The sequence below is a fragment of the Streptomyces sp. NPDC002851 genome, from assembly GCF_053591935.1.
In genome coordinates this window covers 20,416-28,323 of record NZ_JBSFUT010000063.1, presented here as the reverse complement: position 1 = coordinate 28,323, position 7,908 = coordinate 20,416, and the positions used below count along the sequence as shown (strand labels likewise).

At 68.7% G+C, this 7,908-nt stretch carries 8 protein-coding genes; 2 read left to right on the top strand and 6 right to left on the bottom strand.

Annotation, left to right across the window (positions count from 1 at the left end; genetic code table 11):
- Together ACWD10_RS36985 and ACWD10_RS36980 are read right to left on the bottom strand one after the other, a co-directional pair.
- On the bottom strand, window positions 1-332 hold a 332-nt coding region (locus ACWD10_RS36985), incomplete at its 3' end, for a carboxyl transferase domain-containing protein (protein WP_451098105.1).
- Window positions 333-498: 166 nt separating this feature from the next.
- Window positions 499-708, bottom strand: coding sequence for an acyl-CoA carboxylase subunit epsilon (locus ACWD10_RS36980; protein WP_451098104.1), 210 nt, complete (start codon window positions 706-708; stop codon window positions 499-501).
- Between the two features lie 466 nt (window positions 709-1,174).
- On the opposite strand from ACWD10_RS36980, the gene ACWD10_RS36975 reads away from it, so the two are divergent.
- The gene (locus tag ACWD10_RS36975; RefSeq protein ID WP_451098103.1) at window positions 1,175-2,164 is read left to right on the top strand and encodes a ScbA/BarX family gamma-butyrolactone biosynthesis protein; all 990 of its coding nucleotides are present in this window, start codon (window positions 1,175-1,177) and stop codon (window positions 2,162-2,164) included.
- Between the two features lie 204 nt (window positions 2,165-2,368).
- On the opposite strand, the gene ACWD10_RS36970 is transcribed toward ACWD10_RS36975, so the two are convergent.
- On the bottom strand, window positions 2,369-3,262 hold the full coding sequence (locus ACWD10_RS36970; protein WP_451098102.1) for an NAD(P)H-binding protein: 894 nt from the start codon (window positions 3,260-3,262) through the stop codon (window positions 2,369-2,371).
- Window positions 3,263-3,420: 158 nt separating this feature from the next.
- On the opposite strand from ACWD10_RS36970, the gene ACWD10_RS36965 reads away from it, so the two are divergent.
- The gene (locus ACWD10_RS36965) at window positions 3,421-4,092 is read left to right on the top strand and encodes a ScbR family autoregulator-binding transcription factor (RefSeq protein ID WP_451098101.1); all 672 of its coding nucleotides are present in this window, start codon (window positions 3,421-3,423) and stop codon (window positions 4,090-4,092) included.
- A 227-nt stretch (window positions 4,093-4,319) separates the two neighbouring features.
- On the opposite strand, the gene ACWD10_RS36960 is transcribed toward ACWD10_RS36965, so the two are convergent.
- From ACWD10_RS36960 to ACWD10_RS36950, 3 genes are all read right to left on the bottom strand, one after another.
- Entirely contained in the window at window positions 4,320-4,721 is a 402-nt protein-coding gene (locus tag ACWD10_RS36960; protein ID WP_451098100.1) for a DUF6009 family protein, read from the bottom strand.
- Window positions 4,722-4,848: 127 nt separating this feature from the next.
- Window positions 4,849-6,405 (bottom strand): DNA primase family protein, encoded by a 1,557-nt coding sequence (locus ACWD10_RS36955; protein WP_451098099.1) that lies wholly within the window; start codon window positions 6,403-6,405, stop codon window positions 4,849-4,851.
- Window positions 6,402-7,505, bottom strand: a complete 1,104-nt coding sequence (locus ACWD10_RS36950) for a bifunctional DNA primase/polymerase (protein WP_451098098.1) — start codon at window positions 7,503-7,505, stop codon at window positions 6,402-6,404. The genes ACWD10_RS36955 and ACWD10_RS36950 overlap by 4 nt, the downstream gene beginning before the upstream one ends.
- Between the last annotated feature and the right edge of the window lie 403 nt (window positions 7,506-7,908).

Below are 7,908 nucleotides of genomic sequence, written 5' to 3'. Positions count from 1 at the left end.
ATCCGGAAGTCGTGCGCGTAGACGAAGACCGTGCGGCCCTCGACCGTGCCCCAGCCGGTGATCACACCGTCCGTGTACGGCTTCTTCTCCTCCAGACCGAAACCGGTCGCCCGGTGCCGGCGCAGCTGCTCGACCTCACGGAACGACTCCGGGTCGAGGAGGAGCTCGATCCGCTCCCGCGCCGTCAGCTTGCCCTTGGCGTGTTGTGAGGCCGTCGCCTTCTCGCTCGGCCCGGCCTCCGCTTGGGCGCGGATGCCGTGCAGCTCGGCCACCCGGCCGCGGGCGTCTGCGGGTTCCGTCCGGGTTTGCGCCGGGGCTACCACGGTCGTCATGTCAGTTCCCTCCCATCCGTCGGTGCGAGGTTCGGTCGGTCGTTGTCAGGCACACCCATCTTAACAAACCGCGTGCGCGGTATGTAAGTGCCGTATGGGGAGAACAAGCCATCACCCCTGCCCGGGAGCGGGAAACGGCCCGACCGTCCGTCGCTGGCTCGGGCCGTCACCGCCAACTGCGCGGTGGCCGGTATTCCGTGCTCCGGTGCCGGCCGCGCCAGCCCGTCGCGGCGGGCCGCGCACCCTCGTCCTGCTCCCGGGGCTCGCGTTCCGCCAGGAGTGACATCAGCGTCACGGTGATCGCGGCCAACTCCTCGTCACTGGCGCTTCCTCGCTCCACGCGCAACAGGGCCGCATGCCCATCCGTATCCGTCACAACGCCCTCCTTGGCCTTCCGGATACGGTTGTGCCAACTACTCAAGAATGACTAGTGCACTGCTGGAAAAGGTCCGCGACGACACCACTGAGCGGCCTGGCGGGTCTTTCGGAGCTGCCCCGAAGCATTCACGCCAAAAGGGTCCCCGCCATGGCAAGTTGCGTCCCGGCCAGACCGAGGCGGGCACGAGTGCGGAGCACGGTGCTTTTCGGACGGACCCGATCTCTCCGCTCGAGCATCGCCTGAGGCCCTCTGGAGAAAGCGGAGTGCAGGCCACCGGCCCTTTGCCGGGTGTTCTTCGGTGATGATGGAGTCGCCCCGGAGCCCGGCTTGTTTCCGGCTTCGGAACGCCTCCGGCGACACTAGAAATTAAACCGGGTGGTATGTATCTTATGGCCCAAGGGGCTGGTCCTCACCGCCCCTTCACATCTGTGTGGCTCCTGCTGCTGTTCCTTGGGGGAGGATCATGACCGCGAGCACCATCCAGCTCTCATCCAGTCCATCGGGGACGACCGAAGGGAGCCTGAGCCCAACGCCTCTCAGCCAGGCCCTGTCCCGGTTCCCTTCTCTCACGACCACCGTCCCGAAGGAGTTCGTACACCGCGCTGCGGTCGCCGAGGTCCTGCTCACCAGTTGGGAGCGCCAGGACGACAAGCACTTCCGGGTGACGGCCCAATGGCCGCGCTGCCACAGCTACTTCACCCAGGTCGCCGGACACCACGACCCGCTCATCGCCGCCGAAACGATCCGTCAGGTCGGCGCGCTCCTGGCCCACACCGAGTTCGATGTGCCACTGGGCCACAAGTTCCTGCTCTGGGACCTGGAACTCGCCGTCGTGCCGGAGCATCTGCGGATCACCGGCGCACCCGCCGGCATCGAAATCGACATCACCTGCACCGAGATACAGCGACGCGGGTCGAACCTGACCAAGCTGCGGTACGAGGCAGTGCTCCACCGCGACGGCCAGGTCGTGGCGACCGGCGGTGCCTCGTATACCTGCGCCACGCCCCAGGTGTACGAGCGGATACGGCAAGGCCGTATCCGCGGTGACCGGCCCCAACTGCCGCTCACCGCACCGGTCCCGCCGCAGCACGTGGGCCGCACCTCGCCCACCGACGTGGTGCTCTCCCCCATCGGAGAGAGCAACCGCTGGCAGTTGCGGGCCGACACCCGACACCCCATCCTCTTCGACCACCCCCAGGACCACGTCCCGGGCATGGTTCTGCTGGAGGCGGCCCGCCAGGCCGCGCACGCGGTCCTGGGCCGGACGTCCGTCCTGCCTGCCGCGGTCGTCAGCGAGTTCGCCCGGTACGCCGAGCTCGACGCACCGTGCATGATCGAGGCGGAGGTACTGCCCGCCGAGGACGGCGAACCGGTATCGGTCCTGGTGACCGGCGAGCAGGACAGGGAGCGGGTCTTCAGCACCACCGTCCTCGTCGCACCGCAGCCCGACTGAGGCGTGCGGGCCACGCCCTGACAGCACCACCAAGCCCATAGGGACGGGCCCAGTTCCGCGATGGAACTGGGCCCGTCCCTATGGGCTTGGTCCTTCCTCTCCGGGTGTGCGCGCCGCTGCACCGGCTCCGGGTCGGCCTCCCGCCACTCGCACCGGCCCTCCCTGCCGCCCCAGCTGATTTACCGCGGTAAAACGGCCACTGCCTCAAAGAGTCACGGCCGCCGCCTCACGGCCCGCCGTCTCAAAGGCCCGCAGATGGTCCGCGGCCCACTGGGCGTACGACCGTGCGGGACTCCCCGTCACCCGCAACACCGTGTTCTCCACCTGGAACTTGGCGCCGTCCCGCTGCCGCTCGGCGCTGCGCAGCAGCGCGTCGGCCAGCTCCAGGTCGTAGCGCCGCAGATACAGCTCCCGCGCCCGCGCCACATCCAGTTCCTCAAAGGCGAGTGGCTGCCCCAGCAACTCGGCGAGACATTCCGTCTGTTGGACGGCGCTGATGGGCTCCGGCCCGGTGAGGGTGTGCGCGACCCCCTCGTGCCCGTCCTCGGTGAGCGCGCGCACCGCGACTTCCGCGATGTCCCGCGGATCCACACAGGCGTTGGCCGACTCCCCGTACAAGGCGGACACCCGCTGCTCGGCGGCGATCAGCGGCGCCCACGACAACGTATTGGACATGAAGGACCGCGGGCGCAGCAGCGTCCACGCCAGCCCCGACTCCCGCAACTGCCGCTCGCACGTCCGCTGCCAGCGGGTGATCAGATCGTCCGCCTCGGGGTCGCACACCGCGGCCGCCGACAGCTTCACCACCTGGCGTACGCCCACGGAACGCGCCGCCCGCAGAAAGCGCGCGTCGTCGTCACCGCCGATCCGGGCCGTGACGAGGAAGGCCCGGTCCACTCCGCGCAGCGCCCGCTCCAGGGAGCCGGGGTCCGCATAGTCCCCTGCCATCACCTCGGCCCCCTCCCCTACGGGGCCAACGCGTTCCGGATTCCGGGTCAGTACCCGCACCGGGCTGTCGGCGGGCAACCGCCGCAACACCTCGCGTCCGACCGTGCCCGTCGCTCCCGTCACCAAGATCGCTGGCGTTGCTCGGGTCATACCTCAGTCTCCCCGAAGATCGTGTGAACGTCGCACATGCCCCCCTAGGTAGAAGGCAGGTACACGCAGTAACATACAAACTCGTCGGTTTCTTTGCATGGGTCTTGCCGGATCCATGAGGTACGCAACACTAGCCACACGGCAGGAAAGGAGGAGACATGGCGAAGCAGGACCGGGCCATCCGTACCCGTCAGAAGATCCTGGAGGCGGCCGCTACGGTCTTCGAGAAGCGCGGCTACCAGGCAGCGACGATCGCCGAGATCCTCTCCACTGCAGGCGTTACCAAGGGGGCCCTGTACTTTCACTTCGAGTCCAAGGAGCACCTGGCGCAGGGCGTGCTGAGCGCTCAGGACGCGCAGGCGCCGGTGCCCGCGCGCTCCTGCAAGATGCAGGAACTCGTGGACGTGATCATGCTCTACGTCCACCGGCTACAGACCGACCCGATGGTTCGCGCCGGGGTTTGGTTGACGCTTAACCAACAAGCCGCCGATCTGGACCGGAGTGGCCCATTCCGACGCTGGAGCGAGATCATGCTCGAACTCCTCGACGCGGCACGGGACCAGGGTGAGCTCCTCCCCCATGTGGTCCCGGAAGAAACGGCGCGCGTCGTCGTCGGTTCCTTCGCGGGCGTCCAGGCCATGTCCCAGACCCTCAGCGACTACACGGACCTCGGCGACCGCATCTCCGAACTCCTGCGCCATCTGCTGCCGAATGTCGTGATCTCTTCGGTACTCGCGTCGCTGGACCTCAGCGGCGACCGGGGCGAGACGGTGCACGAGGAGATGGCCCGGCGGGCCCCCGATGAGCCGCTGGAGACGGTCGGCGGCTGAAGCAGAAAGAACGGAAAAGCCGGAGAACGGAACGGCCGAAAAAGAGGCCAACCACGCGCGCGCCCACCGAGGTGCGCGTGTTGCCGTACCTGCCGTAGTCGTACGCGCCCCGCCGTCCGGCCTTGACCGCGCTCCGCACCCACGACGACGATCAGTGTCACCACCGGGTGCCGGGTGCCGGAATCGGCCGCGCGGAGTCCGTCAGAGCGGCGCCTGAGAGCGACGCCTCAGAGCGGCAGCGTTATCCCCAGCTCCTGCATCGCCGACGAGGGCGGACCGCCCTCGGAACGCTCGGTCTTGTACCCCTTGGTGCCCGGGGCCAGGGTGCGCGGGTCGACGGCCTCGGCGGGCGCCCCGGTGACGTACAGGCCGTTGGGCTCGGTGTCGCGGTCGTGCGGGAGCAGCCAGAACACCCGGCGTCGGAAGGTGCCGGACGAGCGGGACGCCTTGGCGCCCGGGCCGAGCAGGGCGTATCCGACCATCCGGCCGTCGCGGTGGTAGGCCGGGCGGCCTCTGCGGGTGGGCAGCCGGTCGAGGCTCTGCCGTACGTAATCCAGCGCCATGGCGTCTTCGAGCCAGACGATCTCCGTCTCCTCACGGATCTCGTCCTCAGTGATGAGGGCGCTCATGCTGTCCTACCTTCTCGTGCCAACTCCGACGCCTCACGCGTGGCTTCAGGGTTCAGATACCCATCAGCCTGCACAGCCATGGCACCCAGGCACACCGTCCGTCGCCTCCCTTGGCTTGATACCACCATCAGGCATCCTCCTCATCGGCAAGCAGTCCGATGCCCGGGTAGTACTTGCGCTGGTTCGACAGGATCATCTGCTTCGGGGACGCGAGCCCGATCGTCTCGCGTACGCGAGCTGCGAAGGAGCGGGACGTCATGGCCGGCGCCCCCTCATTCTGGCACCAGCTCTTGTACGCCGCATACAGCCGTGCCTGCTCTGCCCGCTGATCCGGGTGAAGGATGCAGCTTTCGCTGAGAAAACGGCCGGTATGGTCTTCCGTCTCCGCATACGCGGTGGTGGCGATGCGCACCCGCTCCGGGCCGGTGAGGTCCTTGTCGCCGCCGAGGTAGCGACGGGCGCCCTCGATCAGCCAGTTCAGGATGCCCGGGCCCTCCTCGGTGACGAGGATGTCGGCCAGGTTATCGATCTTGCGGTCGTCGGGGACGGTCCGCTCGAACGGGATGAGCCGCATCCGGCGCCAGAACGCGAAGCCGCCGGTGCCGACTTCGGGCCGGTGGTTGCCGAGCAGCCAGAGCTTGTGGGTCGGTTCGAAGCTGAAGAAGTCCTGCCGCATCCGGCGGGCCTTGATCCGGTCGCCGCCGGTGAGCAGCTTGACCCGCGCCTCGTCGAACCGGTCCCCCGGCTTGACCTCGCTGCACACGATGACCCGGCGGCCGTGGAGTTCGGCGAGGTCCGTGGGATGTCCTTCGTACGGTCGTGCCATCAGGAAGCCGGGGGGCGCCGCGTCCGCGTAGTCCCCGAGGAGCTTCATCAGGACGTCCAGGAGTACGGACTTGCCGTTTTTGCCGACACCGAAGAGGAACGGCATGACCTGGCCGCCGACGTCCCCGGTGACCGAGTAGCCGAGCAGCAGGTGCAGGAACCCGATCATCTCGGTGCCCTCGGCGTCGTTGCCGAAGGTGTCCCCGAGGAAGCGGTTCCAGCGCGGCGTGGGCATCTGCTTGGGCCCCATGGACGTGGAGCGCGAGTGGAAGTCCTTGTTGGGGTCCGGGGTGCGCAGCAGGCCGGTGCGCAGGTCCACGATGCCCGCGGGGGTGCACAGGACGTACGGGTCGGCGTCCAGGCGGGCCGCGTTGAGCACCATGCCCGGCGCGGACTTGGCCTGCGTCAGCATCGCGTTCATGCCGGAGGTGCTCAGGGCGCGTTTGCGGTGCTTCTGGAGAGCCGAGGTGGTGTGCAGGCCGCGCGGGTCGGTCCCGGCGATGGATTCGGCCAGATCACCGGCGGCCCACATCACCGTGTCGTCGTCGTCGATCTGCCAGCGGGTGCTGTCCCAGCGGTACCAGCCGAGTCCTGGCACATGCCGGTAGTCGGCGGCGTACAACTTCACGAACAGCTTGGCGTTGCCACGGTCGGTGAGGGTGTCCGGGACGAGCCCGTCCGGGGTCGCCACGGTCTCAGGCGCGGAGTCCGCGGCAGCGTCCGGGGCGGAGGCCTCACCGGCCTGCGAGGGCACGGGGCCCGCGGAGGAGCGGGCGAGGATCTGGGCCGCGACGGCCTCCGCGTCGAAGTCGAAGAGGGCGTTGTTCTGGTCCTGATCCTGGTGCGGGGACGGCGTCACGAGCGGCTCCCGGGATCCAGGGGGCGTCGCAGCCCGGCGCTCATGCCACTGCGGATGATCTGCTCCGCCCGCCGGGTCTGCCCCGGGCGGGCCTGCTCGGCGGCCTCGGCCAAAACCCGCTCGGCCTCTGCGTGGTCGAGCCGACCCGCGGCGACCAGACCGCCCAGGGTGTAGGCGGCCCGGTTGAGCTTCTCCGAGAACGCGGCACCCTCGGACTCCTTGGCACAGTCGGCGACTTCGGTCAGCACGGTCAGCAGCGTCCTGGTGGCCCGGTCGCGGCCGCCACCCGCCGCGAGCACCGCCTGACGGGCGCGTGGCGGCACAGGACGCGGCGCGGGCACCGCAGGGAGGTGTCCGGTGCGCTCGAGCTCCTGAGCCAGCCAGGAGGGCAGCGGGGCGGGCTCTCGTACGGGCCCTACGGGCGTGTAGGCGCCGTCGGGCGTAGTGGTGCCCGGTGTGACGATGTAGCCGCCGTGGGCGCGGATGTCGACCTGCCAGGCGAGTGCGCGGCGGGTGCTGGTCCCGGTGGAGCACTGCCAGGAACGGCCGTCGACGGTCCGGTACCAGACGTGCATCCCGCCGGAGGGGGTGCGCACCCGGAGCGTGCTCTCGTCCTCGGAGGGACTCACGACGCCTCGCAGGGCGGCCAGGACGGCCAGCGTGTGGTAGCCGTTCGCCAGGCCCATCAGGTCGACCTCGTCCGGGATGTGAATGCCCGGCAGAAGACGGTCCCGGCTCGGCACGGGCTGCTGGTGCGCGTCGACGTCGACGACGACGAGCCCGGCGGGACCGCAGGAGACCCCGACGCCCATGGCGGGGTTGCTCCCCCACCAGCGGTCGATCCGGGCCCGGTCGAGGGTGGCGGCGTGGAACCCGTGGCACCAGCGGCCCTCGGCGCGGCAGCCGCAGTCGCGGTGCGTGTGCCCGGGCCTGCGGCAGGACTCGCAGTTGGCGGCCGGGACTTTGCGCCCGGCGGCCAGCGGGAAGACGGGCCAGCCCCGGCTCGCGCACCACCTGGCCGTGGACAGGGAAGCAGCGACTGAACGAGCAGGGCCGGGCTGCCGTGAGTCGCTGCGCGAAAAACGCAGCTCAGCAGGCATTTAGCTCCCCTATCAGCGACCGAAGCGACTCAACGACGGACATAGATTAGCGAAGTCCTGGCGGCTCGTGGGGCACCTGAGGCCAAAGCCCGCACATCGTGTCGATGATGGAGCCAACAGCGACTCAACTTCGGCGGCAGCGACTGAAGCACGTTCAGTCGCTGTTCTTCGGTCTCACTAAATCCACAGGTCAGAGCCTTACAACGACCAAAACAGCGACTGAAGCGACTCAGCGACTCTATATATGACGCCAACGCGCACGCGCGCGCACGCGCGTTACGTTTGACATACCCGGAACTTGAGTCGCTTCGGTCGCTGTTTTCTCGTTAGATGCCCTCTGACCTGGGGTTTTTCGGACAGCGACGCAGCGACTGAAGAGCTCTTCGGTCGCTGTTCTTCAGTC